This window comes from Streptomyces sp. NPDC002958 (genome assembly GCF_055563255.1).
Window position 1 is genome coordinate 76,278 of the sequence record NZ_JBVHDS010000005.1, and the last position, 25,891, is coordinate 102,168.

Here is a 25,891-nt window from a genome sequence, read left to right on the forward strand (position 1 = left end):
GGACACCCGCGAAGTGCCCTGCGCTGTGCAGTCGGACGGACGGAACCGACGGAACCTCGAATCAGCCAACCACCTGCTTCGTCACCGCCCCACCGTCCACGAGGAGATCACGCATGTCCACGCCCGTTCCCGCCCTGTACACCGAGAGCCGACCGCTTCCTCCCTATCGAGCCCTGTTCGCCGTCGACGCCAAGGACTTCACCGGTCTTCCCGCCGTGCAGCACGGCCCGGTGAGCCGACTGATCCCCGAACTCGTCGACCAGGCGCTGGAGCAAGCCGGGCTCCACGAACTGCGCGACTCCAAGCGGTTTCCGGCCAACACCGGGGATGGCGTGGTGTTCGGCTTCGATCCGGCGTTGCTGCCCTTTGTCCTCTGGCCGTTCCTGGGCGTGCTGGACGACATCCTCGGCGCGTACAACAGGCAGTGCGTGGGCCCTCGCATCCGGCTCCGGGCGAGCGTCCACGTCGGGCCGCTGCCGGACGTGGGCGGTCCCGGCGATGGCAACGGCACCGCCCGCAATGACACGCACCGGCTGCTGGACTCCCGTCCGGTCAAGGCCATCCTGGCTGCGGCGAGCGAGCAGGTCACCCACCTGGCGGCGGTCATCTCCCAGCGCGTCTACGAGGATGTCGTGCTCGGCGCGTACACCGGGCTGCACCCCGACCGCTGTGTGGAGGTTCCGGCTACCGTGGAGGGGAAGAACTTCTCGCAGCGGGCATGGCTGTACGTCCCGTCGCCGTCCGGAAACCTCGTACAGGCCGGTGTGCGACCGCGCGAGGAATCCGCAGCGCAGGCCGACGCATCCGCCGATCAGGGACAGGACCCGGTGACGCGGTCCGGCACGCACTACAGCGGCAACACGCAGCACGTGGGCGAGGGCACCGCTGTAATGGGCAACGTCGGACGGGACATCACGTACACCGGCGGTTCCACCTCATACCGCGGCACCAACCAGCACTGGGGCGGCGGCGACAACGTGGCGGGCGACAAGCGGGTCGGTGGCGCCGGAGACCACCGGTGAACGTCAGCGCGAATACCTCTCCTGGCCCGGACAGTCCGGACGCCGACGGCCGACCGGATCCGAGGAACTCCTACCGCGACAACCAGCAGCGGCTGGACCAGGGCATGGCGGTCATGGGCGGAATCGCCGGCGACGTCACCATGATGATCGGCGCCCCGCTCGACGAGACCGCCACGGACTACATCGTCAAACCCCGCCTGCGGGAAGGCCCGTACCCTGCGGACGACGTCCACGCCCGCTTGCGCGGATTCGTCGAGCCACCGGCCTACGCACAGTGCCGGAAGGTGCTGGACTGCCACATCCTGATGCTGAGGGCCGGCAGCGGCACAGGCGCGAGCACCGCCGCGTTCGCACTGTTGGCAGAACGGTACGGAGCCGATGGCATCACCGGCCTGGACTCACCGGACGACCTCTCGCGCTGGCGCCCCAAGGAGGGGCGCGGCTATCTGCTCCAGGGTCTGTCCCCTGCGGCCGCCGCCTCGCTCGGCGAAGTCGTGCTCACCGCGCTGGCCGCGCTGCTGCGTCGATCGGGCGCACATCTGGTCGTCACCGTACGGGCGGAAATGGCGCTTCCCGGCGACACAGTGCCCTGGCAGGTCGTGCACCGCCCGCCGCCGCCGGCCGAGGTGGCCACGAAGCGCCTGAACACAATGGCCGAGGCGGGTGAGCTCACCTCTGAGCAAGGGGCCGACGCACTGGGGCACCTCGCCTCCCCAGATTTCACCGGCTATCTGCACGCTCACCCGCTGCCACGGGACGGTGTCGAGGTGGCGGAGGGACTGCGTGATCTCGTCGTGTCGGGGAAGGCCGCCGCATCCGTACTCGACGATCTGCAGACCGGCAGCCCCACGGCCGCCCGCAAAGCTCTGGCGGAATCGAGCCACCGAGCCGACAGTCTTTCCCTGATGGCGGCAATCTCGCTGCTGTCAGAACAGGACCGTACGGTCATCGAGGAGTTCAGCGCGATTCTGCGCCCCCACATCGACGAACGCGGCGGCTCGGCACCGGTCACGGCCGTCCGGCCGGAGCTCATCGATTCGCACGGACCGGTCATGGAGGGGCCGCAGACGCGGCGCGACGTTCTCGGACCAGCCTTCGAGGACCGGCTGGCGGCCGTCGGCGCACGCCTGCTGCCACCCCGTTTCGGGGCGACACAGCGCTATCTGGTCCAGCCGGTCGCCTTCTCCGGCCGGCACCGGTCGGACGCCCTGCTCCGGTGCCTGTGGCTGGACTACGAAGGCATGGCGGGCCTGCTGTGGAAGACCTTGGACGAGACTCCCCACCACTCCGGCATCGAACTGGCGGCGGGCCAGGCGATCGGGAAGGTACTGGCCCACGCGACCGGCCCGGACACTCTGCGCCAGCTGTACCCCTTCGCCGCGTCGGACAAGCGATGGCGCCGCCGTCTGGTGGCCTACGCGCTCGGGGAGATGGTCCAGTTCCCCGCCCTGACCGGCGCGGTACGGGATCAGTTACGGCAATGGAGCCGGGCCGCCCCCGTCCCCCTCCGCTGCACCGTGGCCGAGACCTGCGCAGGCAGCTACGGCCTGGCCCGCCCCGCCGTGGCCCTGAAACTCCTGGACGCCGCACTCGATAGACCGGACAAGAACCTGGAGGACAGATTGCGTACCGCGGTGTCCTTCGCTCTCAGCACCCTTCTCTCCGAGGACGCCAACCACACCCTCGTCCTCGACCGCCTGCGGGAGTGGCAGGGAGCCGATTCGGGCACACAGCGTCACGCCCTGGCGGTTCACGTCATCGAATCGATGAGCCTGACGGCCTTCCCCCGGCCCGGCGCACAGGGGGTACGGCGCGTGCGTCTCGCCGACCTCCTCGCGGACCACCCCGAGCGGGCCTTCGACCTCGTGGTCACAGCCCTGGACGACCCTGCCACCCACGAAGCGATGGCGACGGGCCTGTCCCTGATCGAGAACGACCCGGGCCCACGGCATCGGACCGCCTTCCCGCACTTGCTCGCCGCACTCTCTGGCACGGCCCGGAGCCACCGTGGCGTCATGCGATTCGTCCTACGCCGCCATCGCGTCCGTACGGCCTCCCCGGCAGAAGGGTTCGCCTCATGACCGGCCCGCTCATCACACCTCTGAACTCCTCGCCGACCTGGCAGCTGTTCCGCCTACGCCTCGGTTCCCCGGAGGACCGCGCCCTGGTGTTTCTCGCGGACGACGGGGCCGACGGAATGGTGCCGCCCCGCGGCGGCGACTACTGGGGCTATCCGCGACCGACAGCGCGCGCGGTGCGTCAGGGGGACTTCTTCGACATCGTGTGGGTCTCGCTCGCGGAACGGCGGATGTCGGTCGACATCCCGCGCCAGTTGCCGAAACCACCTGCCCGTTACGGGGTCGCATGGAAGATCACCAACCCGGTCATCGCGGCGAGGAACCGGATCACCGAGGAACTGGCCCGAAACCTGGTGGTCGGCCACATCAGCGAGAACGCCACGTTGCCCGGCACCGCCGACCCGTTGCGGAAGCCCCCACCCCACTTCGGTACGACCGAGGTCGAACCGCCCGGCCGGCCACAGGTGATCGACGGCTTCGGCCTCACGTACTGGTTCCTGGACCCTCCGGCCGCGCTTCTGTCTATCCCCGGCACCGGTGCGGAACCCACCCTTCCGCCGGGCTTCGGCGAAGCCCACCGCGAGGCGTACCGCTTCTACCGGGAGGTCGTCGCGGGCGGTCCCGTCGGCCTGGCGGCCCTCTGGCTCCTGCACCAGCCGGAACAGGCGAGGGACGTGCTCGACTGGACGGTGACTCACCGCAATCTCCTCTCCGACCGGGACGGCTGGGAACGCACCCTCGCGGCGACGCTTCAGTCACTGACACCTGAGGACCGGGGCTTCGTCGGCGTCAACCTGGCGCGCGTCCTGAGTGACGTGGGGGTCTCGCAGGGCGACGAGATTCTGCGCAGAATCGGCCACACCGACGCGGCGGAGGACGGGAACAGCACGTACGGGGATCAGCGGTGATCCCCCGCCTGCCCTTCGCCCGCCGCTGCTGCCCCGCCACGGACCGAGAATCAGGGAGAGCTCCCGCATCCTCACCTACTACGAGGACGTGGTCCGGGCGGAGAAGCGTGCGGAACTGTCGTCCGGACTCCTCCTGAGCAGCTCTGATCCGCACCTCCGCCTGTTCCGCGCCCTGACAGCAACCAGCCGCATCGCCCGTACCAAGAACAGATGCGTGCACGGCGCCGCCCTCATGTTGCTGCCGGCAGTCACGGCGGTGAGCGCGGCGCTGCTCTCCGGCGTCTGAGGTACTTCAGAGCGAATGGTGGGCAGCAGCGTCGCGCGACCGGGGCCTGCGAGGGTTGCTGCACCGCCCGTACAGGGCTACGGCCCCCGTGCCGCTCAACGACCCGTGTACGAGGTGGGCAGGCGATCAACCCGCTGTATGTGCTCGACAACCTGCCCCCTGAGCGTCTCGGACATCTGCGTGTCGCGGACGACCACGACGTCCAGCGGGTACGGGAGACCCTCTGGGCGCTTCGTGCCGGGCGAGGCCAACGCGCGGCTGCTGCGCCTGACGGCGCCGTGAGGTACGGACACAGCAGAGCACACCGCCGCGCCCGCAACGGACGTGGGCGTGGGCTCGTCGGAGGGAAGCACGAGCATCACGTGAGATATACTTGATGCCATCATTGATATCAGCGGAGGTGGAAGATGAGTCGCACCGTCATCGATCTCGACGACGAACTACTCGCCGACGCGGCCCGGGCCCTTGGCACCAGCACGAAGAAGGAGACGGTCAACACGGCCCTTCGGGAGGTCCTCGAAAATCGTCGGCGCGCGCTCGCACTTACCCGGCTGCGCGCCGCCGCCGCAGAGGGTGCGCTCGATCTGGACTTCCTCGAGGACAAGAGGAACTACCGACGGTGAACGCGGCACAGTTCCTGATCGACACGAGCGCACTGGCGAGGCTCCTGCACGGCGATGCCGAGCAGTACGGGTGGGATCAGGCGGCTGCGGCCGGCCTCATCGCAACCTGTCCGATCACCGAGCTGGAGTTCTTCTACAGCGCCCGCTCCGTCGCGGACCGTGAACGAGCACTCGAGGACGTACGCGTGCTGTTCGGCTGGGTGCCCGTCGATGACCGCGCCTACGACCGAGCTTGGCAGGTGCAGCATCTACTGACCAAGCGCGGGCAGCACCGCAGTGCGGGCGCAGTGGATCTCGTCGTTGCCGCCACCGCCGAACTGCAGGGCCTGACTCTCTTGCACCGCGACCACGATTTCGACTGCATCGCGGCCGTCACCGGCCAGGCCATGCAGTGGTACGGCCCCGAGCCCGGTAAGTGATCGATCGTCGTCAAGAAGGTATGACCCGACACCCTGGTCTCACTTCTGGTCGCATCCCCCGCGTTCAGCGCCGTCCACCACCCACCCGACGAATCGCGGCACCCCGGGTCAGGAGAGACTCGCCAGTCACTCCTGGGCGGGGCCCGTGCATCCGGATCGATCACGCCACCGCGTGCGCACATCGGGGTGCATGCACACATGCAGTCCCCGGTAGTCCTTCTCGATTCCGCGAGTTCCAGCCGTCGCTGAAAGCTCCGAGATCGAGAGGATCTGCCGGGGGCCTGGCCAGAGCCAACGAGTGGGTCACGCGGATCGGCGAACGTCTCCGCCGACGGTGCGGCTCGCTCTGGTTTTCTGGTGTAGTGAAGATTCTCCTCCCTATTTGTCATAGGTCAAGGGCTTTCTCACCGCTTCCTGAAAAACCTCCGGTCTCGGTTCCGGTCCGGTCCCATTCGCACGCGTCCGGCACGGTTCGGAAGCCCCGGCCGGGAAACCGGCCGGGGCTTCCGAACTCCGTGTGCCGTCTCGGCCGGGGGCTGTGTCCGCGGGCTCCGAGAGGCGTTTTCCGCCCGTCAGCGGCTGTCACCGCGCAGGATGCGAGCGGCGCGGGCGTCGAGCAGGGCATGCAGCAGGAGGGCCACGAAACCGGCATACCAGTCCGACCAGGCGACGGCTCCCACGGCATGGGCCATGGCTCCCCCCGGGCGGAGCCGACCATGATGGGCGGATGCCGACGCCCGAACCGGACCCGTGCGACACCGGACCCTCGCTGGAGCAGATCCTCGGGCTGATCGCCCCCGGCATGCTCGATGTCGTGGTGGCGCCGCGCGGTACCGGCGTGCCGGTGGCCGATGTGGTGCTGCACGATCCCGGCGAGGAGCGGGACGGCGATACCTGGGCGGCGGCCGGGCTGATCCTGCTCGCGGTCGGGGTGGAGGTCGCCTCGCCCGAGGCCATCGACGTGCTGCGCGGCGCCGACCGGGCCGGGGCCGCCGCCGTGGTGATGCGGCGGGACGGTCGCGGGCCGCGGGCGGCGCTGGTCGGGGCGGCCGGCCGGGGGCGTACCGCGTTGCTGACCCGGCGGCCGGGGCAGGGCTGGACGGACGTGCTCGGGCAGTTGCGGACCGCTCTGGTGCACAGCGCCCCGGCTCATTCCGCCACCGCTACCGGCCGCCCGGACGAGGTGGTCGGGCTACGGCTCGGCGATCTGTCCGGGCTGGCCAACACGGTGGCCGACCTGGTCGGCGGAGCCATCACGATCGAGGATCCGCAGTCTCGGGTGCTGGCGTATTCGCGGATGGACCACGAGCCCGATCCGATGCGCCGACTGACGATCCTCGGGCAGGAGGTCCCCCGCTGGCGGGTCGCCGAACTGCGCGAGAGCGGCTTCTTCCAGGCGCTGTGGAGCACCGACGACGTGGTGCGCCGGCCCGCCGACGGCCGGTCCGCCGAGCGGCTGGCCATCGCGGTGCGCCACGGATCCGAGGTGCTCGGTTCCATCTGGGCCGCCGCCGACGGGCGACCGCTCGCCGAGGGCGCGGCGGCGGCGCTGCGTACGGCGGCCCGGGCCGCCGTACCGCATCTGTCCCACCATCAGACATGGGGCCGCGCGGCGGCCCGGGCGCGGGAGGGGGCGGTGCACGCGCTCCTGGACGGCGCCGCGCACGCGGCGCGGGCCGCGCACGATGCCGGGATCGCGCCGGACCGGCCGTACACGGTGATGGTCGCGGAGGCGTACGACAGCCGGGCCCTCGGTACGGCGGACCCGGGCGCAGCCGAGCGGCGGGTGCTGGATGTGCTCGCGTTGCAGGCCGCCGCGTACCGGCCGGGGTGCGTGACCGCACGGTCCGGGCGGCGGCTGTACGTCCTGGTCCCGGCGGGGAACGGTGAGGCCGATCCGGCACGCACCCTGCTGGCGACGGCGCGCTCGGTGCCGCGCAGTGTGGTGTTCGCGGGCGTCGGTCCGGTCGTGGCGGACCTGTCGGGGCTGCCCACGTCACGGGAGGCCGCGGAGCTGGTGGTGCGGGTGCTGCGGCAACGGGCTGTGACGCTGCCGGGCACGGAAATGGTGTCGGCGGTGGCGGCGTTCGGCGAGGTGGTCTCCGACGCGTCGGTGCTCCGGGTGCTCGACCGGGTCGAGCCGTTGTGGACGTCCCTGTCGGGGCCCGTGCACACGATGGTGGAGCACGACCGCGCACACGGTTCGCAGTACGGCGAGTCGGTCGCCGCCTACCTCGACGCGTTCGGCGATACGGGCACGGCCGCGCGGCGCCTGAACGTGCACCCCAACACCTTGCGGTACCGGCTGCGCCGGGCCCGGGAGCTGTTCGGCGTCGATCTGACCGACCCGACCGTGCGGCTCCTGGCGGACATCGGGCTGCGGATCGCGGATCGCAGACCGCATGGACGGAGCAGCCATTGATCGTTCAGCTGTCCGGTGTCACAAAGAAATCGGGCAGGCATCGTCGTGTCGGTCGAAGACGCGCCTTCCTCTGCGCGTCGAAGCTGTCCATACAGCCGACGTGACAGATGGAGGGTTGTTGTTGTGGTTCACATGACTTCCGGCTCGGCAGCCCACTCGGCAGCCGAGCAGCGCAGCACCCGGCGTGCGGCGGCGCTGGCACGTGCCGTCGAGGACGGGCTGCTCGGTCCGCGCTCGCCCGTGGTCGGGCTCCTCGACGTGGACGGTGTGCTCGCCGCCGTCGACGCGCTGAACGAGGCGTTCGAAGGGCCCGCCCCGGTACGGCACACGTTCGCGGCCAAGGCATGCGGCCTGGTGCCGGTGCTACGACTGCTGGCCGAGGCGGGAATGGGCTGCGAGGCGGCCTCGCCCGGTGAGCTGGAACAGGCGCTGGCGGCCGGGTTCCCGTACGACCGGCTGGTCTTCGACAGCCCCGCGAAGACGGTCGAGGAGCTGGAGTTCGCCCTCGCCCATGGCATCGCGATCAACCTGGACAACTTCCAGGAGATGGCCCGCGTCGACCGTCTGCTCGCCGGTCGCCCCGCCGCCGGGCCGATCGGGCTGCGGGTCAACCCCCAGGTGGGGGCGGGTGCCATCGATGCGATGAGCACCGCGACCGCGAGCTCGAAGTTCGGCGTCGCGCTGCGCGATCCGGGGGCCGTCGACGCGGTGATCGACGCTTTCGCGCGCCAGCCGTGGCTCAACCGCCTGCACGCACACGTCGGTTCCCAGGGCTGCCCGCTGCCGCTCATCGCCCGGGGCATCCGCGTCGCGTACGAACTGGCCGAGCGCATCAACGCGCAGCTGGGCCGCGACCGGATCACCGGGATCGACATCGGCGGCGGGCTGCCCGTCAACTTCGACAGCGAGGACGACCGGCCGACGTACGCCGAGTATGTCGCCGAACTCCGCGGCGCCGTCCCCGGTCTGTTCGACGGGCGCTACACCCTGATCACGGAGTTCGGCCGCTCCCTGCTGGCCAAGAGCGGAACGGTCGCAACGGTCGTCGAGTACACCAAGTCGGCCGGGGGGCGGCAGATCGCGGTCACGCACGCGGGGGCCCAGGTGGCCACCCGTACGGTGTTCATGCCCGGTGCCTGGCCGCTGCGCGTCGAGGTGCTCGACGCCGCGGGCCGCCCGAAGCAGGGCCCGACCGGGACCGTCGACATCGCGGGCCCGTGCTGTTTCGCCGGGGACCTGACCGCGACCGGGCGCGAGCTCCCGGTCGTCGAGCCCGGCGACGTGGTGGCGCTCCACGACACCGGGGCGTACTACTTCTCCTCGCACTTCTCGTACAACTCGCTGCCTCGGCCCGCCGTGTACGGCTACCGGGCGGACGCGGACGGGCGGGTGCGCTTCGCGCTCGTACGTGAGGCGCAGAGCGTGCGCGAGGTCGTCGAGGAGAGCGGCCTCGCACAGGCGGACGCCTTGGTGGCCCTGCGCGCGGGCGGGTCGTCCCTGTGACGGACAGAGCTGGTCCGAGCGCCGGCGGCTCCCCTTCGGGTCAGGGCCTTCGGCCGAAGAACTCGACCTCGGCGACGGCCAGTCGGCGGCCGGGGCCCGCTCCGTACGTGGTGTCCGTCGTGAGGCGGGCCCGGACGATCTCCGAACCGCGCAGGTCGAAGGTCTGCTGACCGGGCTGGTCCTTGACCCTGATCGCCTTGCTGACCCGGCTTCCGTCGGCGGAGGTGAGCAGGACGGTGATCCTGGCCGGGCGGGCCTGGGTGAGGAACTCGTCCTTCTTGGCCGACGTACCGGAGAAGACGACCAGCTTCAGCACCCGTACCGGCTGTTCGAAGTCGCATTCCAGGTACTGGCCCACACCGGTGTCGGGGCCTGCGGCCGAGGGCGCCCAGTATCGGTTGTTGAAACCGTCGAACGCCGCACCCGCCGGGTGGCCCGGCGCCCTGCTGGAGGCCCGGAACCGGGTGGGCGGCACGGCCTCGGGCGTCCCGGTCTCGTCCTTGGCCAGGCCGAACCACCCCGGCACATGCGGAAGCGCGAACCACACACCGCACGCCACCACGATCAGCACGATCGGCAGCGCCAGGCCGCGGCGGCGCCACAGCCGACGCCTCGGCCGGGTACCGGCTGTGGGGGCCTGACGCGGTCGCCGACGGAGAATCCGGCGCCACCAGGGAGGCCGGATCTCGGGCGGCGGCCCCGGGTCCAGGACCAGTGCGCAGCGGATGCACAGGGTGCGGTCCGGGGCGTTCTCCGTGCGGCAGTTGGGGCAGCGGACGGGAGCGGCGGGAGGTGGGCCCGGCGGTGTGTTCGTCAGGAGCGGCGGTACGTCGGCCAGGGCCTCGGGCCCCGGCACCGACACGTCCAGCTCGTCACCGGGGCGACGCGGGGCGGCGGCGACGGGGGGTTGGGGTTGGGGTTGGGGTTGGGGTTGGGGTTGCTGCTGAGGCTGGGATTGCTGCTGTGGTCGGGGGGACGGCTGGGGCTGGGGCTGGAGCTGGGGCGCGGGAGGCGGCTGCGGTGACGGTGACGGCTGCAGCTGCAGCTGCGGCTGCGGCTGCGGCTGCGGTACGGAAACAGGGGAAGCAGGGGAAGCAGGAGTGGCAGGAGTGGCAGGAGTGGCAGGGGAACCACCACCAGTCCCCTCCCACTCCAGAAACGCCTGACACGACGTGCAGAACTGCGTCCCCTGCGCATTGCTCTGCCCACATGCCTCGCAGATCACGAGACCTCCAGGTCGAAGCCCACATGCGCCGGAATCTCCGTACGGATCAGCTCCTCCAGCCGTACCCGGTCGACCTGGTACGGCTGCGAGGCCCGGACCCGGACCGTCACCCATGGCCGTGGGTCGCCCGGGAACTGTGTGTGCGGCGTCGACGACCACGCCGTGCCGCCGCTCTCGACGATGTCCGGCTCGATCCCGGTCTCCAGGAACACCGCTTCCGCGAGCCCACGCCGGGTGCCGCGCCTGCTGTGCCGCTCGACCGCGCCCCGTACCGCCGCGCGCCGCTGCTCGACCGGGTGGTCCGGACGGGTGTCGACGGCCACCCACTGGGCCAGCCAGGAGAGGAAGTCCTCGGGCGCACTGCGGGGGTCGAGGTGGGCGGGCAGATTGTCGATGGAGAGCAGGATTGGGGCGAGTACGTCGTCGAGCGCCGCGAGGAACCGTTGCAGGAAGTCCTGTTCCAGGTAGACCGCCGGGAGCTGTTCCATCAGCGGGTGCGGTGTCGGCAGGCCGGTCACGGCTGTACGCATGGCGGTCAGGCCTCCCGTACCCGGAGCTGGTGTTCGAAACTGAAGACCAGCGCGTGCCGGTCCAGTGTGATCTTGGTGGTCGGTTCGCCTCGCTGCCCGGTCACGGGGTCCGCGGGGAAGAGGCGTACGTCCTCCACCAGATCCACGCCCGGTACCTGTTGCAGTACGGCGAACGCCTCGCCCGACTGGATCGGCCGGCCGAACGGCCAGCCGTCGCGGCCCGGTCCGCCGCTCAGCGGGTTGAAGTAGCTGTAGAGCGCGGTCAGCGCCTCCTCGCGCACCTGCTCCAGCACGACGCCCCGGCGGGCCTGGACCGTGGCGACCACGGTGACCCCCTGGTAGAAGGGCCGCTCGACCACCAACCGGGCCCCGATGGGCCTTCGTTCGTCCAGATGGCCCGCGATCAGGGCGAGCGTCTGCTGCGGCGGGATCAGCTCGTCGAACTGGATCCGGCCCTGCTCGTCGCTGCGCCCGGCCGGTACGACGAGCAGCCGCACCCCGCCCGCCTCGACGTCCGAGTCCCCGCCGGCCGGGATGCACTGCACCCGGGCCGCGTCGGGCGCGACCTCCCGGGCGAGCAGTTCGTAGTCGTGCGGCACGACGGCCCGGCGCAAGGTCCGCAGCGTCATCGGCCCGCGCACCCGGGCGTTCTCCACCGTCTCGCCGTCGACCCCGCCGAGCGCGGGTCGGCGGTTCTCCACCCGGGCCACGTACGGGATGGCGCTGCGCAGCACCCGGAGCGTGGAGGTGGCCACATTGCCGCGCAGCCCCCCGCCGGTGCGGTACGAGCGCACGCGTACGGTGGCGCCCTTCGGCGGCACCTTGCCGTAGTAGCGGATGGAGCCGTCGCGCTCCCGTACCGCCGGACCGAATTCGACCCGCCCCGAGTTGGGGTCGAGGGTGATGTGCCGGTCCTCGGGGCCGGAGTGCGCGAAGTCGTCGACCCGGGTCCACTCCGTGCCCTGCGGGCCTCCCTCCGAGTCCGCGACCTCGACGACGAAGTCGCCGGGTACGACCGGCGGCCGGCTCACCGTGAAGATCTGGCCGGGTACGCCCTCGGCCGGGCCGAGCACCTCGTCGGTCACCGTCTCGGCGTGCACGGCTCCGACGGTCGCGCCGATCGTGAACGCGGTGATCCGGCGGACCACCGGGGGCGCCATGTAGGTGGGCTGCCCCGGGGCGGCCTCCACCAGGCGGCAGCGCAGCCAGCCGCCGGTCCGGCGTACGACGACGGCGGGCGTGTGGCCCTTCGGCAGGTGCAGGATCAGCTCTCCGGACCGGTTGAAGCCGCCGGTGTCGTCCTTCTCGATCTCGCAGGCCATCCAGGCACTGCCGTCCCACGCCTCCCAGATCAGCGGCGGCCGCAGCGGGTCCACGCCGACGCCCTCGACCGCGCAGTCCAGCCGCAGCACGACGACTCCCGACGGGACGGCCGCGGACAGGCCCACGTAGAGGGCGTCGCCGGGCGCGGGCGTGGCGCCGAAGCAGGGGACGGACCGGCCGAGCGCGAGTTCCTCGGTACGGTCCAGGGCGTCGCCGGACGTCGGCCAGGCGGCGAGGTGGGCGAACTCGCAGGGAACTATGGACAGTTCGCCGACGGTGGTGAAGACCACCGCCTCCTCGGTCTCCGTGCGCACGGTCGCGACCTCCGTGCCGGCCCGCACCCGTACCGGCTCCGGCTGCGGCGCGGAGAGCCGGAACGTCACATCGGTGCGGGCGGCCGTGGGCTGGTGGAGCCGGACCCCGATCAGGTCGAGGAAGGTCAGATAGCTCTTTTCCGGGACCCGGTTCACCCGGTAGACGAGCTGGTCGACCATGGTCGCGAAGGCCTCGATGAGGGTCACGCCCGGGTCCGACACATTGTGGTCGGACCACTCGGGGCAGCGCTGCTGGACGAGCCGTTTCGCCTCGTCGACCAGGCCCTGGAAACGGCGGTCGTCCAGATACGGGCTGGGCAGCGTCACGCGCCGTCCACCTCCTCGTGCTGCGGGATCACATAGAACGGGAAGACCAGGTTCCGGGGGTCGTTGGCGCCCCGGACGGTGTAGCCGATGTCGATGTACAGGACGCCGTTGTCCACCTCGTCGAACCGGACGACGACCTCGGTGACCTCGATCCGGGGCTCCCACCTGTCGAGCGCGAGGCGCACCTCGTACGCGAGCTGCCCAGCAGTGCCCGCGTCCGCCGGGGCGAACACGTAGTCGTTGACGGCGCAGCCGAACTCGGGCCGCATCGGCCGCTCGCCCGGTGACGTCGCCAGGATCAGCCGGATCGACTCCTCCAGCTCGTGCTCCCCGCGTACCAGGGCGATGGAACCGGTGGCGTCGGTGCGCGGCGGGAAGGCCCAGCCCGCGCCGATGAACTCCTGACCCATGGACGCTCAGCCTCCGATCAGTACCGTCGGGCACCCGGACACGATGGGTGCGCCGCAGGCGGCCCGGTCCCCGACGCGTGCGGCGGGCTGCCCGCCGATCAGCACCGTGGTGCTGCCGGGCGGCGTTATCGCGGACGGGGCGTGCACCGCGGGCGGCGGCATCGCGCACAGGTGCGGGGTGCCGACCGTGGCGGCGGGGAGCCCGCCGATCAGCACGGTCGGGACGCCGGGGGGCCCGACCGTGCCGGGGTGTCCGGTGGGGTCGCCGACCCGTGCGGCTGCCGCCGCGGCTGCTGACATGGAAGTCCGTTCCTCTCGATCGGCGCGTCCGCGCGGTCAGTTGATCCTCACCATGGGTGCGTTGATGGTCAGGGAGCCGCCGCCCTTGATGTCGGTGCGCTGCGTTCCGTTGACCGCGACCTGGGCGCCCCGGACGTCGACCGTGCCGCCGGTGGAGAGCTTGACCTCGCCGTTCCCGCCGTCGACGGTCACTCCGCTGCGGGACTTCAACGTGACGCTGTCGCCGCTCAGTTCGAGCGTTCCCTGCCCGCCGTCCAGCGCGACCCCGCGGGCCGCCTTGATGGACACCTGCTGCTTGGCCTCGATGTTCACGCTGCCGTCGCTGTTGATCACGATCACGGTGCCCCGGCGGTCCAGATCGATCTTCAGCTTTCCGTCGCCGGTGAGCAGGCGTACGCCCTGCGGTCCGTTGGCGTCGTCCAGGATCTCCAGCTGGTTGCCGCTCTTGGAGGCGACCGAACGTCGGTTGACGGCCCCGCTGGTCGGGTCGACCAGCGGGCTTGCCGGGGCGGGTGGTGCGGCGGACGATCCGGTGACCGGGGCGGCGGCGGGCGGGGCTGTGGACGATCCGGCCGACGGGGTCACGGGCGATCCGGCCGCAGGGACGGCTCCGGCGCCCGGCCCGGACGCGCCACCGGCATCCCCGCCCGGTCCGCCGGCACCACTGCCGCCGCTGCCCTGCGACGGCCGGTCCTTCCCGTTGTACAGACCGGCGAGGACGTACGGGCGGTCCAGGTGTCCGTGCTCGAATCCCACCAGCACCTCTCCCCCGACCTCGGGGATGAACGCTTCGCCGCCGCTCGTCCCGCCCGACTGCGCCGTACGCGCCCAGTCGCTCGCGTACTCGTCCGACAGCCAGGGGAACCGCACCTTGACCCGGCCCGAGCCCTCCGGGTCCTGGGTGTCCGTAACCGTCCCGCTGACCAGCCCCGCGCAGCGCGACCCGCCACCTGACCCCGCTCCGGACCCGCCCGCCCCCGGTCCTCCGCCGGTCAGACCGAACAGCGAACGCTCCTGCTGCCCGGAGACCGTGAGCCAGGTCTCGTACCCGCGCACCGGGTCGAAGACATGGCGCGACGACGTGACCGTGTACCGCCCCTCGAACGGCGCCCCCACCGCGTTGAGCGCCACCGCGCTGCCGGCCCGCACCTCCGGGTTCCCCCGGATCACCGCCTCCAGCTCCGCGAACGACCCGGCGATCCGCTCCGCCAGGGCCTTTGCCGCCTGATCCACCTGCGCCTGCGCCCCGTACGCCGTGTCCGTGACCACGAAACGCGCCTCGCCGAACGGGGCGGACACCTCGGCCGCGCTCACCCCCAGCTCCAAGGTGGCCGACTTCCCGGCGGGCGCCCGCCCGACCAGCGGCTGCTTGGTCTTGACGTCCCAGCCGCGCACCTCGACCTCGGAGACCTGCTCGGCGGACGACACCCCGGCCCGGCAGCGCAGCAGATTGCTGCCCATCTCCAGGACCAGCGGATTGCGGTCGGCCCGTGCCGAACCGTCGGGCGCGCCGCTCGCCTCTGCGGGCCTGGTGATGTGCAGCTGCCCGTCGAGTACGTACGCCTGCGCGCCCGCCTCCTCCGCCAGATCGCGCACGAACTCCCAGTCGGTGACGTTGGGCTGGACGATGTGTTCGAGCACGGGACCGGCCACGTCGACCTTTCCCGGCTTCAGTCCGGCGCGCTGGGCGACCTGGGCGCAGATGTCGGCGAGCGTCATGTTCTGGTAGCTGGCCACCCGGCGGCCGCGGAACAGCCGGTGCGACTCGTCGAGACCGCGTACGACGGTGAAGGTACCGGTCTCGTCGAGCTCCACCTCCAGGGCGGTGACCACGCCCTTCAGCAGCGGTTTCGGGGCCGAGTCGCCGCCCGCCCGGGCCAGCAGCCTGACCTCGCTGCCGATCTTCAGCCCGGTCTGGCCCAGCAGCACCCGGTCCGGGTCGCGGAAGCGCAGCAGGAACAGGTCGGGCAGCGTCCGGCTGTCGTCGACGTACCCCTCGACCAGCGTGTTCACGAACTTCGGCGGCAGCGGACTGCCCCCGAGCTCCACCACCAGCGCCGTCGCGACGCCCGGCTGCGCCATCAGGACCGCCCTCCGTCCCGGCCCTCTTCGAGCCGACTCAGCTCGTCGAGCGCCGGGAGCAGCAGCTCCCGTCCGGGGGCCAGCCGCATCGGGTCGTCGATCCCGTTCGCCTCCGCGATCACCCGCCAGGCCGCCGGATCGCCGTACTCGCGCTGGGCGAGCGACGGCAGCGAATCCCCGGCGCCCAGCCGATGCACCCGGCGGGCCGCGAGGGCGCCCGAGGTCGGGTTCTGCCCCGGGGTGTCGCCACTGATCTCCTCCATCGTCACCTGGCAGACGGCCCGGATCGGCACGCCCGACGTGGTGAACAGGGTGTATTTCGCCTGCACTTGACTGACATAGCCGGGGAACCCGGTCAGCCCGCCCCAGTGGAAAACCACCCACGGCGGCGACGAACGCTGCTGCTGACGGGTCTCGTTGGTCGGCACGCAGCACGCGAAGAGCTGCTCCACGGAGGTCACCACCCGGGTGTCCTGGGTGTCGCTGGCGTCGAAGAACATCTCCACGGTGAGCTTGCTGGGCTGCGAGCCCTGGTACTCCGGCGGGCCGGAGCTCTTCGCGCCCTTGGCCGGGCTCCGTTTCCAGGAGGCTGCCTTGGTGAGGCTGAGTTCCTTGGGGTTGAACTGGAAGTCGATCCGCCCGCACGGGCCGCCGGGAGTGAGGCCACCGCCGGTCGGCGGGGTGCGCAGCTCCAGGTAGGCGTGCTCCAGCTTGGGCCTGGCCGAACCTCCCTTGCCCGCCTTCGCGGCCGATGCCCCCGCCGTGCCGGCGGCACTGAAGGCGATGGGACCCGCACCGCTCACGTCGCTCAGCCCTCCATCACATAGCCGTGATGGGCGATCTCGATCGTCTCCATCGCGACCTTGGGCGATTCGGGGGTGAAGGAGGGGCCGGTCCAGCGGACGGGCACGACCTCCAGCAGCCCCCACTGGGCCACCTTCTGCCCGTCCCCGGTCCGTGCCTCGATGTGCGCCGTCTTGCGGCTGAACCCGGTCGTCATGGTGGCGAACCAGCGCGCCACCTTCTCGGTCTCCTTGGTCAGCGGCCTGGACAGCTTGACGTTCGAGTACTTCAGGCGGGTCGGCAGCTGCCACAGATGCCCGTTGTTGCCGCCCTCCTCCCGTGTTTCGAGCACCACTTCGCAGCCCAGCCCGTCACATGTGTTGAACGATCCGAGCTCGATGTCGTCGATCGTGACGACGAAGCAGACGCTGACGGCGGGATCGTTTTCCTGGGCGGTGGCCATGGCGCTTACCTCTCACTTCGCTTTGTTGTCGCTGCCGTTCTCAGTGCCTGGTGTTGATGAGGAATCCCGCTCGTTCGCGTTCCAGCCGCAGATCCGCCTTGAAGAGCCTGCTGAGCGGCGGGTACAGGGCGCGTACCAGCTCGTCGGTGACGACGGGCGCACCTCCTGGGGCGGCGCCGTGGCCGGGAGCGCCGGGCGCGGCGTGTTCCTCGGCCGCGGGTCCGGGTTCCGGTTGGGGCTCCGGGTCGGGTTCGGGCACGGCCTCCCGGGGCGGATCCGGTGGCGGTGGCTCCTCGGTCCCGGTCTCGCGCTGGACGACGGGCGGCGCGTACGGCGGGGGCGGAGACCCGAAGACGACGCTGCCGTCGGCCATCCGCTGTGCCACACCGGCGGCCACGGCGACCGAACCGGCCGAGGTGAAGGAGGGCGCGGAAGGCGCGGAGGGAGTGTGGGCGGCGGACGGTGCGGTACGGCTACCGGACCCCGGCAGTGAACGGGGCACCGGCGGCCCCCCGGCTGCCTGCCGCTGAAGGGCGTGAAGCGGCGGGGAGGGCGCGCCCGTCCCCTGCCCCGGAGCCGTGACGTTACGTTGCAGCGCCGCCGGTACGGACGGTGTCGCCGCCATCGACGGCGCCCCCGCCCCACCGGACGTCCAGCGCACCGGAACGGCATCGGCCAGGGACACCGGTTCTGCACCTGGCACCGACATCGGCCCCGCACCGGCCGGCGGAGACGGTGCCGCTTCGTCCACTGCGGAACGCTGTACGGCCCCCGGACCACCGCTGCGCGCGTTCTGGAGCGTGACGGGCCGGTCGGCGAGCAGCGGCGCGACCGGAGCGGTGCTCGGGGGCGGCGCCAGGGGAGACTGCGGCGGCACGGCGGGGGTCCGCTGCACCGCCGACGTGGATGCCGACGGTGTGGAGTCCGACGCGGCGGGGAGCAAGGGAGAGTCGCCGAGCAGCGGCGCGGTGGGCCCACCGGAGTCGGGCTGCGCCTCCGGGGCCACGGGCACCTGAGCGGCCTCAGGGACCTCACCGGCCTCACCGCCCCCACCGTCCGCCACGCTCCGGGCAACCGGAATCCCCCCGGCCTCCGCACCCAAACCGTCAACAGCGACCTGTCGCTGTGCCGTTGGTGGCAGCGCAGACATCGGCGCACCAAGACCGGGCGCGCGCCGGGCCGAGCCGGGGGCGGGCGGCATCACCGAGCGTTGAACGGGCACAGCCGGGGACGGGTGCGGGGACGGGGACGGGTGCGGGTGCGGGGACGGGTGCGGCGTCGCGGGCTCTGGCGCAGCCGATTCGGATGCCGCCACAAGCGGCTGCTCGCCCACCAGTTGGCGTACCGGCAACTCCGCCACGGCCGACTCCCCGGCCGACGTCATCGCGGGCGCATCACCCGGGACGACGCGCTGCATGGGTACGGACAGGGGGACGGACCTGACCGCGACCGGCAGCTCCGTCGAACGCTCCACGGACCGCTGCACCGGCGACGGACGGTCCACGGCGACCGGGGTGGCCGGGGCGGCCGGGGCGGTGATCCCGTGCACCAGCCCGGTGGGCGCGTCCGGACTGACCAGATGCCCGAGCGGGGTCCCGAGCGAGGCGTCCTGCCGGGTGGAGAGCGACCCCTGGAATCCGGAGGGGTCGATGACCAGATCCTGAGTCCCCAGGGTCCGCTGGATCGGCGGCAGTTCGGACAGGTCGACCCGTTCGCGCGGCGCCGCCGGCGGAGCAGCGCCCGCACTGCCCGCCTCCGCGCCCGTGCTCGCCTCCGTGCGCCCGCCACCGCGCAGCCAGGACATCAGGCCCATGGATTTTCCCGCCCTCCCTGCGCTGTTCGCTACTGCCCGTTGAGGCGAGCGATCTGTGCGACGAACCTCAGTCGTTCCGGGTGCTCCAGGTCCAGCAGCTCATCGAGCGGCCAGTGGAAGTGATAGGCGAGGTACGCGACCTCCTCGTAGAGCAGGTCGGCCGCGTACGTCACGATTCCCCCAGGCGGCCACCGGCGAGATTCACCGCGAACTCCTCCTGGCAGGACGGACAGGTGACGGCGGCGCGGGTGTGTCCCTCGGCGTTGATCCGCCGGTAGAAGTCCTGGAGGAAGGCCAGGTCGGAGGCGAAGAGGTCCTCGATGATGCCGGGGTGGATGTCGTCGATCGTGCCGATCCGGGTGACGACCCGGGCGATGAGCACGACCGAGAGGTACGCGGAGTTCTCCCGCACCCGGTCGTCCCGCAGCGGCACGAGTTCGTCGCGCGCGGTCGCGAGCCGCATGACGCCCGTATGGTGCACGACGCCCGCGTCGTCGACGTACCCGCGCGGCAGCTCGAAGGTGAACTCGGTGCGGAGCTGCTCCCGTTGGCCGGACCGCCCGCTCCCACCGGCCGGGAGGTGCGCGTCCGGCCGTTCAAGGGCCTCCGCCGGAGCCGTACGTCGCATCAGTCGAGTTCCATGCTCTCGTAGGTGATCGCGAGTTTCTCCGTCAGGACCGAGGTGTCACCGGCCTTGAGGGTGCCGATCTCCAGGGACTTCGGCCAGGCGTTGATGAGCTTGTAACGCTTGATGGCGATGCCTTCGTGGTCGTACACGATGACCGCGCCGTTGCGGCGGGCTGCGGTCATCCGGCCGAACCGGGAGTCCTTGATCCACCGTTCGAAGCTGTTGTCCTCGGTGAGACCGCGGGTCACGGTCACCTCACCGGCCTTCGGCCTGCCGGGGAGCTTCTTGATGGCGTAGCGGCCGTCGGCGGTGTTCTGCTTCAGCTCGATGACGTCCTGCTCCATCTTCAGACCACTGACCTCGGTGATCTGCTTGATGACGACGCTGTCGAATTCGAGGCCGAAGGAGGCCCCGACGGTGCTGTCGAGATCGGGAAGTGGCACAACAGGCTCCTTTACCGCTTTTACCGCTTGGTGGACCTCAGGACGGCCGCGCTGCTACGGCCCGGCGCCCGGCGGCGCTACTCGTCGACGCCGCCGGTGCCCCCGGTCAGCTGGGAGAGGCGGAAGACGACGAACTCCGCCGGCCTGACCGGTGCCACCCCGATCTCACAGATGACCTGACCTGCGTCGATGCTCTCCGGCGGGTTGGTCTCGCGGTCGCACTTGACGTAGAACGCCTCTTCCGGGGTGAGCCCGAACAGCGCCCCCTTGCGCCACTCGTTGACCAGGAACGCCGAGACCGTGCGCCGGATACGGGCCCACAGGGCGTCGTCGTTCGGCTCGAAGACGACCCACTGCGTACCGGCGAGGATCGACTCCTCCAGGTAGTTGAAGAGGCGCCGGACGTTCAGATAGCGCCAGGCGGGGTCGGAGGCCAGCGTGCGCGCGCCCCAGACCCGGATGCCGCGCCCGGGGAAGGACCGGATGCAGTTCAGCCCGATCGGGTTGAGCAGATCGTGTTCGCCCTTGGTCAGCTGGGTCTGGAGGGCGACAGCACCGCGTACGACCTCGTTGGCCGGGGCCTTGTGCACACCGCGCGACTCGTCGTTACGTGCCCAGACCCCGGCGATGTGGCCGCTCGGCGGGACGAGTCGGGCGCGTCCGGACGAAGGATCGGCGACCCGGATCCAGGGGTAGTAGAGCGTGGCGTACTTGGAGTCGAAGTTGGCCTGGCCGGTGCGCCAGGCGCGAATCTGCTGCGGGCTCAGTCCGGGCGGCGGGTCGAGAATGGCGACGCGGTCGCCCATCAACTCGCAGTGACTGACCAGCCCTTGCTGCACGGCGATGACCGACTCCAGGTCCAACAGCCCGCGTTCGTACGCGCTCATCAGGTCCGGCACGGCGATGGTCGTGACCTCTTCGACCGCTTCGAGCCCGCCGAGACCGGTCCGGCGGTCGGGGTCGCCGACGTACAGCTCGGGGGTCAGCGCCCCGGCGCCGCCGGGTGATGCGGGGGCGGCGGGGGCGGCGGGGGCGAGGGTCACGGTCTGCGGCTCGGGTTTGGCGGGAGCGGCACCACGCCCGGACTCACGTATCTCGATGAGCTCGGACTTGGTGTTGACCCGGGTGGCGACGTTCTCCTTGCTGCGCTTGGTCGTGACGCCCGGGTACGTCTCCGCGACCTGCCCGTCCCGCTTCACGATCAGCTGGAAGACGTCGGAGGGCGGATCGTCCCCCTCCACCTCGGTCACCTCGACGGTGACCTCTCCCGTCACACCGGGGCGGGGCTTCACCGCGTACGGCCCGAGCTGCGTCTCCGACCCCGCGGGCAACTGCCCGGCGCTCCGTTCGTCGTCTCCTTCTGCCGGCGGCTCGGTGCCGTCACCGATGCGCACCACGTAGCAGACGCCGCCACCGTTGGCGAAGAATCCGTACACGGCCGACGCCAGATACGTCCCGTCGACGAAGTCACCGAATGTGCCGGCGAACTGGCTCCAGTTGGTGATCAGCGTCGGCTCGTCGAACGGGCCCTTCTGGGCGAAGCCGACGAAGGCGGCGACCGAGGTGCCCACCCCTTCGATCGGCCGGGACCCGGACTCGATCTCTTCGACGTAGACGCCCGGGGACAGGTACGACGGCATGTGAGTCTCTCCTTGGCCGGGGAACGCCCGCAATTCTTGCGAGAGCGGCGATCACCGGGAACGGACACTCGGTCGCCCACCCGTGCACCGGCCGCTGCCCGATCAGGCAACGTCCTCGCGCTTTACGTGTCAGCGCGCGCTGCCCCCGGACCCGTCCCCATGCGCTGCATACGCGAGGTACCGCCCCCGCACGCTGGGGCGGCGGCAGGGCCATGTGCGTCAAGTGCCGACTGTCCGGGGAAGTGGTGGGCCGGGAGGGCGGATGAAGGCGGTTCCGGAGAAGGACCCCGCCTCCGTGTCCGGCCGTGGAGGTACTCCCCCTCACGAGAACGTGACAGTCACGCCCGAAGTGTCACGTTCGCAGACACCCCCACCCCACCACCGGACCGATGTCCGCCCCTCCGGGGACCGCCCTGCCCCTGATCCGCGCAGCCTGCAACGTCTGCAACGCGCGGCGGGGAACGCGGCGGTCTCCCGCCTGGTCGCGCAGCGTTATACCGCCCCCGTCAAACCCTCCCCAGCCCAGGCGCCCGGTTTCCGGAAGGTGAAGGCGGATGTGGCGGCGAAGCGGACGAGGGTCGCGGCCCACGCCCCCGCAGCCACCGAGTCGAAGTCCGCGCAGGACGCGGCGGTCGCTCCCCCCGACGACAAGGAGGCGCAGGGCAAGGCGGCGAACGCGGAGAAGATGAACGCGGCGAAGCCGGGCGAGTTCAACAAGCAGGCGTTCGTCGACGCGGTGAACAAGGCGATCGACGCGCAGGCGCCGAAGAACCTCGATCAGGCGGACAAGTTCTCCAAGTCGGGGAAGGCCGACAAGATCAAGGACGAGGTCGACGGCAAGGTCTCGGACGGCAAGGAGTCCTCCGCCAAGGACATCGACACGGCGACGAAGGCGCCGCCGGACACGTCGGCCGCCAAGGACAAGCCAGTCACCCCGATGACCCCGGACCAGGCGCCGGCCAACCCCGGCGCCCCGTCCGCCACGGACGCGATCCCGGAGAAGCAGCCGGCCGCGGTCACGGACTTCTCCCAGGGCCCGGCCGCCAACGATCAGACGATGGCGGACGCGGAGGTCACCGAGGAGCAGCTCGCCAAGGGCAACGAGCCGGAGTTCGATCAGGCCCTTTCGGCGAAGAAGACGGCTGAGACGGACTCGGCGAAGGCGCCGGTCAAGGGCAGGGCGGCCGAGGCCGAGCAGTTGTCCACGGCGAAGGCGGGCGCGGCGGCGTCCGGGGCGCAGGCCATGAACGCCCTGACCGCGACGCGTGCTTCGGCGGGGAAGCAGGTCGACGGGGGCAAGGGCGAGACGAAGTCGAAGGACGAGAAGAAGCGCGCCGAGGTCACGGCGACGCTGCAGAAGGTCTACGACGGCACGAAGAAGGACGTCGAGGAGACCCTGTCCGGCCTGGACAAGAAGGTCGACACGGCGTTCACGACGGGGGAGAAGGCGGCGAGGGACGCGTTCACCGCGGACCACAAGCGCCGGATGAAGAAGTACAAGGACAAGCGGTACTCGGGGATGTTCGGGCCGGCGAAGTGGGCCAAGGACAAGCTCATGGGCATGCCCAAGGAGGCCAACGACCTCTTCCAGGAGGCCCGCAAGCTCTACGTCGCGAAGATGCAGGCGGTCATCTCGTCCGTCGCCGACATCATCGGCGCCGAACTCGGCAAGGCGAAGGCCCGTATCGCCAAGGGTCGTGCGGAGTTGAAGGCCGAGGTCGACAAACTCCCCGCCGACCTGCGCCAGTTCGGCGAGGAGGCGGCGAAGGACTTCGCGGGGAAGTTCGACGACCTGGAAGCCACCGTCAATGAGAAGTCCGAACAACTCGTCCAGGACCTGGCCACGAAGTACACCGCCGCGCTGAACAAGGTCGACGAGGAGATCAAGAAGCTCCAGGAAGCCAACAAGGGCCTGGTCGACAAGGCGAAGGACGCGATCGTCGGCGCCCTCAAGACGATCAACGAGCTGAAGAACCTCCTGCTCGGCATCCTCGCCAAGGCCGCCTCCGCGATCATGAAGATCATCAAGGACCCGATCGGCTTCTTGGGCAACCTGGTCAAGGCAGTCGGCGCGGGCCTCAACCTCTTCATCACCAACATCGCCACCCACCTCAAGACCGGCGTCGTGTCCTGGCTGCTCGGCACCGCGGTCAAGGCGGGCCTCGAACTCCCCCAGAAGTTCGACCTCAAGGGCATCATCCAGCTCATCGCCTCCCTCCTCGGCCTGACCTGGGACAACATCCGCGCCCGCATCACCCGCAAGGGCGTCCCCGACCAGGCGATGACCGCCGTCGAACAGTCCGTCCCCGTCGCCCAGACCCTCGCCCGCGAGGGCCCCGCGGGCGCCGTCAAGGAAATCACCGCCGAGGCCGGCGACCTCAAGGCCACCATCCTCGAGAAACTCACCAGCTACCTGATCCCCACCGTCATCATCGCCGGCATCACCTGGATCATCTCCCTCCTCAACCCCGCCTCCGCGTTCGTCCGCGCGGTCAAGGGAATCATCGACATCGTCACGTTCATCGTGAACCAGGGCGCCCAGATCGTGGAGTTCGTCAACGCCGTCCTCGACGCCGTAATCGCCATCGCCAACGGCGGCACCGCAGGCGTCCCCAAGATGGTCGAAGCCGCCCTCGCCGCCAGCGTCCCCCTCCTCATCGGCTTCCTCGCCTCACTCCTCGGCATCGGCAACCTCGCCAACAAAGTCAAATCCGTCTTCCACGCCGTCGCCAAACCCGTCAACCGCGCCATCGACAAAATCGTGGGCTTCATCGCCAAAAAGGGCAAAGCCCTTTGGAACAAACTCAAGCGCGACAGGAAGGACAGAAAGAACGATGAGACTCCCAACAGCCGCAACGTGAAAAGAGAGGCCCGCCGGCTCCTGGCAGGCCCCACTTCCTCCCCCATGTCCGCCGAAAGCCATCTGGATCTAGCGATCAAGAAGACGATGGAAACCCTGCGCCCACAGGGACTCAAGTCACTCCGGAAAATAAAGGGAGAAGACTCCACTTCCTTCAAGGTAGTAGCACGCGCCAGCGCGCCCGTGACGGTCGCAGAGGGGACCATCAGAAGGCCTGATGACCCCGAGGACGAGAAATACGAGAACGAAATAAGAAAACATCTTCACAAGCATGGCAAAGAATGGTCCGAGAGCGCACCGCACGACTGGTGGTGGGATAAGCAACTGGAGAATCCAAAAGCAGGGGAAAGTAAAATTTGGCCGTCGCGAGACGACGCCCTATCGGATACCAATGCGGACGGTATCGAATATTTGCGTAACGATCGGTCGGCATACGCCCACCCAAAACTTATCAAATACTTCAAAGAAGCTCCTGGCACCAGGTCGGCCGACACCAAGACCTTCCGGGATTACGTGTTCACGAGCGAGGATCGAAATCCTGTACGCGAAGAATTCCTCAAGAAAATCGGAAATGGCGCAGCCGCAAATGTTACCAAAAAAGGAAAAGAAGGAGTTGCAGCCTCAAGCGCAACCGATAAACTTAAGGCCAGCCTGACAGACCAGATCAGTAAGATCGGGTTCGATCCGAGGCTTTCCCACTACGGAAAGTTCCATCCCTTCCTAAAAGACAGCGTGGAACCCGATCTGGTCGAGGCCGTAAAGAAGGCGGGCGGCCTCATCCCCTTCTTGGAAAAAATGCTTCTGGGAGAAGACGGCAAACGGAAGCCCGGCGATTCGAGCGAGAGATCAGTGCAAGGAATAACATGGCAGAAATTCAGCGACCTCTGGAACTCCGGCAGCGCAAACTCTGATTGGGTCAAGGGCAGGTTTCGCGATGCCATGCCGAACCATCACGAATGGATCCCATCCGATCTCATCAGGGATGTCCTGCAGCATGCAATATCTCTGCACGACGCGGATAAGGCTGCCGAAGGATTACGTTGGCTTCGACTCCATCATCTTTTGCGCTCACCAACCAACTTCGTCATCTGGAAGCGCCCCGAAGGACCCTCCAGCCCGCCCGGAGGCCACGTGGGCACCTTCTACAGGAACGATGAGGACAAGTCAATCTTCACGAATGGTACCGAAGACTTCCATAATCGACTTCAAGCGATCTTCCGGGAGAGCCAGGAGGCGGGTGCGCTTGCCTGTCTGGATAAAATTATTGAAGAGTTTGAGGATGGGCCACTCATCTGGTCGGGCAGCACTGCTGGTCTGCCGCCGGAAGTCGTCAGAGATCCAGTTGGAGTACGCTACAGGATAGCACCGAGCCAATACGCTTCCTGGAGTGTCAGAAAGCTGGCCGAAGAGCAGAGCAAAAACTACCAGCAAATTCTCAAAGATTTCGAAAAAGTAAGAGATGAGATAGAAAAAATAACCTAGTGAGGAT

The 25,891-nt window shown here is 69.8% G+C and carries 22 protein-coding genes; 9 read left to right on the plus strand and 13 right to left on the minus strand.

What is annotated here, in order from left to right:
- Nucleotides 1-113 precede the first annotated feature (113 nt).
- From ACZ3IC_RS11225 to ACZ3IC_RS11260, 8 genes are all read left to right on the plus strand, one after another.
- A complete protein-coding gene (locus ACZ3IC_RS11225; RefSeq protein ID WP_467414864.1) occupies nt 114-1,022 on the plus strand; it encodes a hypothetical protein in 909 nt (302 codons plus the stop codon).
- Complete coding sequence (locus ACZ3IC_RS11230) at nt 1,019-3,103, plus strand: hypothetical protein (RefSeq protein WP_467414865.1); 2,085 nt, start codon at nt 1,019-1,021, stop codon at nt 3,101-3,103. Before ACZ3IC_RS11225 ends, ACZ3IC_RS11230 begins: the two co-directional genes overlap by 4 nt.
- Nucleotides 3,100-4,008: a hypothetical protein gene (locus ACZ3IC_RS11235; protein ID WP_467414867.1), complete on the plus strand. Its 909-nt coding sequence runs from the start codon at nt 3,100-3,102 to the stop codon at nt 4,006-4,008. The genes ACZ3IC_RS11230 and ACZ3IC_RS11235 overlap by 4 nt, the downstream gene beginning before the upstream one ends.
- The gene (locus ACZ3IC_RS11240) at nt 3,911-4,294 is read left to right on the plus strand and encodes a Pycsar system effector family protein (protein ID WP_467414869.1); all 384 of its coding nucleotides are present in this window, start codon (nt 3,911-3,913) and stop codon (nt 4,292-4,294) included. Before ACZ3IC_RS11235 ends, ACZ3IC_RS11240 begins: the two co-directional genes overlap by 98 nt.
- 407 nt (nt 4,295-4,701) lie before the next feature.
- Entirely contained in the window at nt 4,702-4,917 is a 216-nt protein-coding gene (locus ACZ3IC_RS11245) for a type II toxin-antitoxin system VapB family antitoxin (RefSeq protein WP_467414872.1), read from the plus strand.
- Nucleotides 4,914-5,336, plus strand: a complete 423-nt coding sequence (locus tag ACZ3IC_RS11250; RefSeq protein WP_467414874.1) for a PIN domain-containing protein — start codon at nt 4,914-4,916, stop codon at nt 5,334-5,336. The genes ACZ3IC_RS11245 and ACZ3IC_RS11250 overlap by 4 nt, the downstream gene beginning before the upstream one ends.
- A gap of 727 nt (nt 5,337-6,063) precedes the next feature.
- Nucleotides 6,064-7,758: a PucR family transcriptional regulator gene (locus tag ACZ3IC_RS11255; protein WP_467414876.1), complete on the plus strand. Its 1,695-nt coding sequence runs from the start codon at nt 6,064-6,066 to the stop codon at nt 7,756-7,758.
- A gap of 132 nt (nt 7,759-7,890) precedes the next feature.
- The gene (locus ACZ3IC_RS11260; RefSeq protein ID WP_467415404.1) at nt 7,891-9,261 is read left to right on the plus strand and encodes a diaminopimelate decarboxylase; all 1,371 of its coding nucleotides are present in this window, start codon (nt 7,891-7,893) and stop codon (nt 9,259-9,261) included.
- 40 nt (nt 9,262-9,301) lie between these two features.
- Here the strand turns inward: ACZ3IC_RS11260 and ACZ3IC_RS11265 are convergent, their stop codons facing one another.
- The 13 genes from ACZ3IC_RS11265 to ACZ3IC_RS11325 all read right to left on the minus strand — a co-directional run bounded on the left by ACZ3IC_RS11265 (nt 9,302) and on the right by ACZ3IC_RS11325 (nt 21,542).
- Nucleotides 9,302-10,123 (minus strand): discoidin domain-containing protein, encoded by an 822-nt coding sequence (locus tag ACZ3IC_RS11265; RefSeq protein WP_467414879.1) that lies wholly within the window; start codon nt 10,121-10,123, stop codon nt 9,302-9,304.
- A gap of 359 nt (nt 10,124-10,482) precedes the next feature.
- Nucleotides 10,483-11,016: a phage tail protein gene (locus tag ACZ3IC_RS11270; protein ID WP_467414880.1), complete on the minus strand. Its 534-nt coding sequence runs from the start codon at nt 11,014-11,016 to the stop codon at nt 10,483-10,485.
- A gap of 5 nt (nt 11,017-11,021) precedes the next feature.
- Nucleotides 11,022-12,980 (minus strand): putative baseplate assembly protein, encoded by a 1,959-nt coding sequence (locus ACZ3IC_RS11275; protein ID WP_467414882.1) that lies wholly within the window; start codon nt 12,978-12,980, stop codon nt 11,022-11,024.
- The gene (locus ACZ3IC_RS11280; RefSeq protein WP_072488546.1) at nt 12,977-13,390 is read right to left on the minus strand and encodes a GPW/gp25 family protein; all 414 of its coding nucleotides are present in this window, start codon (nt 13,388-13,390) and stop codon (nt 12,977-12,979) included. The genes ACZ3IC_RS11275 and ACZ3IC_RS11280 overlap by 4 nt, the downstream gene beginning before the upstream one ends.
- A 6-nt stretch (nt 13,391-13,396) precedes the next feature.
- Nucleotides 13,397-13,690, minus strand: coding sequence for a PAAR domain-containing protein (locus ACZ3IC_RS11285; RefSeq protein WP_467414884.1), 294 nt, complete (start codon nt 13,688-13,690; stop codon nt 13,397-13,399).
- Nucleotides 13,691-13,726: 36 nt separating this feature from the next.
- Nucleotides 13,727-15,772 (minus strand): VgrG-related protein, encoded by a 2,046-nt coding sequence (locus ACZ3IC_RS11290; protein WP_467414886.1) that lies wholly within the window; start codon nt 15,770-15,772, stop codon nt 13,727-13,729.
- Nucleotides 15,772-16,575 carry a CIS tube protein gene (locus ACZ3IC_RS11295; RefSeq protein WP_467414889.1) on the minus strand — a complete coding sequence of 268 codons (804 nt, stop codon included), beginning with the start codon at nt 16,573-16,575 and terminating at the stop codon, nt 15,772-15,774. The genes ACZ3IC_RS11290 and ACZ3IC_RS11295 overlap by 1 nt, the downstream gene beginning before the upstream one ends.
- A 5-nt stretch (nt 16,576-16,580) precedes the next feature.
- Nucleotides 16,581-17,018 (minus strand): phage tail protein, encoded by a 438-nt coding sequence (locus ACZ3IC_RS11300; RefSeq protein WP_072488542.1) that lies wholly within the window; start codon nt 17,016-17,018, stop codon nt 16,581-16,583.
- A gap of 40 nt (nt 17,019-17,058) precedes the next feature.
- Nucleotides 17,059-18,831, minus strand: coding sequence for a hypothetical protein (locus ACZ3IC_RS11305; protein ID WP_467414891.1), 1,773 nt, complete (start codon nt 18,829-18,831; stop codon nt 17,059-17,061).
- Between the two features lie 29 nt (nt 18,832-18,860).
- Nucleotides 18,861-19,004: a DUF6760 family protein gene (locus ACZ3IC_RS11310; RefSeq protein ID WP_093896703.1), complete on the minus strand. Its 144-nt coding sequence runs from the start codon at nt 19,002-19,004 to the stop codon at nt 18,861-18,863.
- The gene (locus tag ACZ3IC_RS11315) at nt 19,001-19,459 is read right to left on the minus strand and encodes a hypothetical protein (RefSeq protein ID WP_467414894.1); all 459 of its coding nucleotides are present in this window, start codon (nt 19,457-19,459) and stop codon (nt 19,001-19,003) included. Before ACZ3IC_RS11315 ends, ACZ3IC_RS11310 begins: the two co-directional genes overlap by 4 nt.
- On the minus strand, nt 19,459-19,902 hold the full coding sequence (locus tag ACZ3IC_RS11320) for a phage tail protein (RefSeq protein WP_072488539.1): 444 nt from the start codon (nt 19,900-19,902) through the stop codon (nt 19,459-19,461). The genes ACZ3IC_RS11315 and ACZ3IC_RS11320 overlap by 1 nt, the downstream gene beginning before the upstream one ends.
- 77 nt (nt 19,903-19,979) lie before the next feature.
- The gene (locus ACZ3IC_RS11325) at nt 19,980-21,542 is read right to left on the minus strand and encodes a phage tail sheath family protein (protein ID WP_467414896.1); all 1,563 of its coding nucleotides are present in this window, start codon (nt 21,540-21,542) and stop codon (nt 19,980-19,982) included.
- A gap of 262 nt (nt 21,543-21,804) precedes the next feature.
- Here ACZ3IC_RS11325 and ACZ3IC_RS11330 point away from each other — a divergent pair, with 262 nt between their 5' ends.
- The gene (locus ACZ3IC_RS11330) at nt 21,805-25,884 is read left to right on the plus strand and encodes a phage tail protein (protein WP_467414898.1); all 4,080 of its coding nucleotides are present in this window, start codon (nt 21,805-21,807) and stop codon (nt 25,882-25,884) included.
- Nucleotides 25,885-25,891 lie beyond the last annotated feature (7 nt).

What these genes read in the sequence shown, in the direction of transcription:
- ACZ3IC_RS11260 (WP_467415404.1), top strand. Translation starts at nt 7,891, where the DNA reads ATGACTTCCGGCTCGGCAGCCCACTCGGCAGCCGAGCAGCGCAGCACC.
- ACZ3IC_RS11270 (WP_467414880.1), bottom strand. Translation starts at nt 11,016, where the DNA reads ATGCGTACAGCCGTGACCGGCCTGCCGACACCGCACCCGCTGATGGAA.
- ACZ3IC_RS11330 (WP_467414898.1), top strand. Translation starts at nt 21,805, where the DNA reads ATGAAGGCGGTTCCGGAGAAGGACCCCGCCTCCGTGTCCGGCCGTGGA.
- ACZ3IC_RS11325 (WP_467414896.1), bottom strand. Translation starts at nt 21,542, where the DNA reads ATGCCGTCGTACCTGTCCCCGGGCGTCTACGTCGAAGAGATCGAGTCC.
- ACZ3IC_RS11285 (WP_467414884.1), bottom strand. Translation starts at nt 13,690, where the DNA reads ATGTCAGCAGCCGCGGCGGCAGCCGCACGGGTCGGCGACCCCACCGGA.
- ACZ3IC_RS11255 (WP_467414876.1), top strand. Translation starts at nt 6,064, where the DNA reads ATGCCGACGCCCGAACCGGACCCGTGCGACACCGGACCCTCGCTGGAG.
- ACZ3IC_RS11245 (WP_467414872.1), top strand. Translation starts at nt 4,702, where the DNA reads ATGAGTCGCACCGTCATCGATCTCGACGACGAACTACTCGCCGACGCG.
- ACZ3IC_RS11235 (WP_467414867.1), top strand. Translation starts at nt 3,100, where the DNA reads ATGACCGGCCCGCTCATCACACCTCTGAACTCCTCGCCGACCTGGCAG.
- ACZ3IC_RS11305 (WP_467414891.1), bottom strand. Translation starts at nt 18,831, where the DNA reads ATGGGCCTGATGTCCTGGCTGCGCGGTGGCGGGCGCACGGAGGCGAGC.
- ACZ3IC_RS11290 (WP_467414886.1), bottom strand. Translation starts at nt 15,772, where the DNA reads ATGGCGCAGCCGGGCGTCGCGACGGCGCTGGTGGTGGAGCTCGGGGGC.
- ACZ3IC_RS11280 (WP_072488546.1), bottom strand. Translation starts at nt 13,390, where the DNA reads ATGGGTCAGGAGTTCATCGGCGCGGGCTGGGCCTTCCCGCCGCGCACC.
- ACZ3IC_RS11315 (WP_467414894.1), bottom strand. Translation starts at nt 19,459, where the DNA reads ATGCGACGTACGGCTCCGGCGGAGGCCCTTGAACGGCCGGACGCGCAC.
- ACZ3IC_RS11300 (WP_072488542.1), bottom strand. Translation starts at nt 17,018, where the DNA reads ATGGCCACCGCCCAGGAAAACGATCCCGCCGTCAGCGTCTGCTTCGTC.
- ACZ3IC_RS11225 (WP_467414864.1), top strand. Translation starts at nt 114, where the DNA reads ATGTCCACGCCCGTTCCCGCCCTGTACACCGAGAGCCGACCGCTTCCT.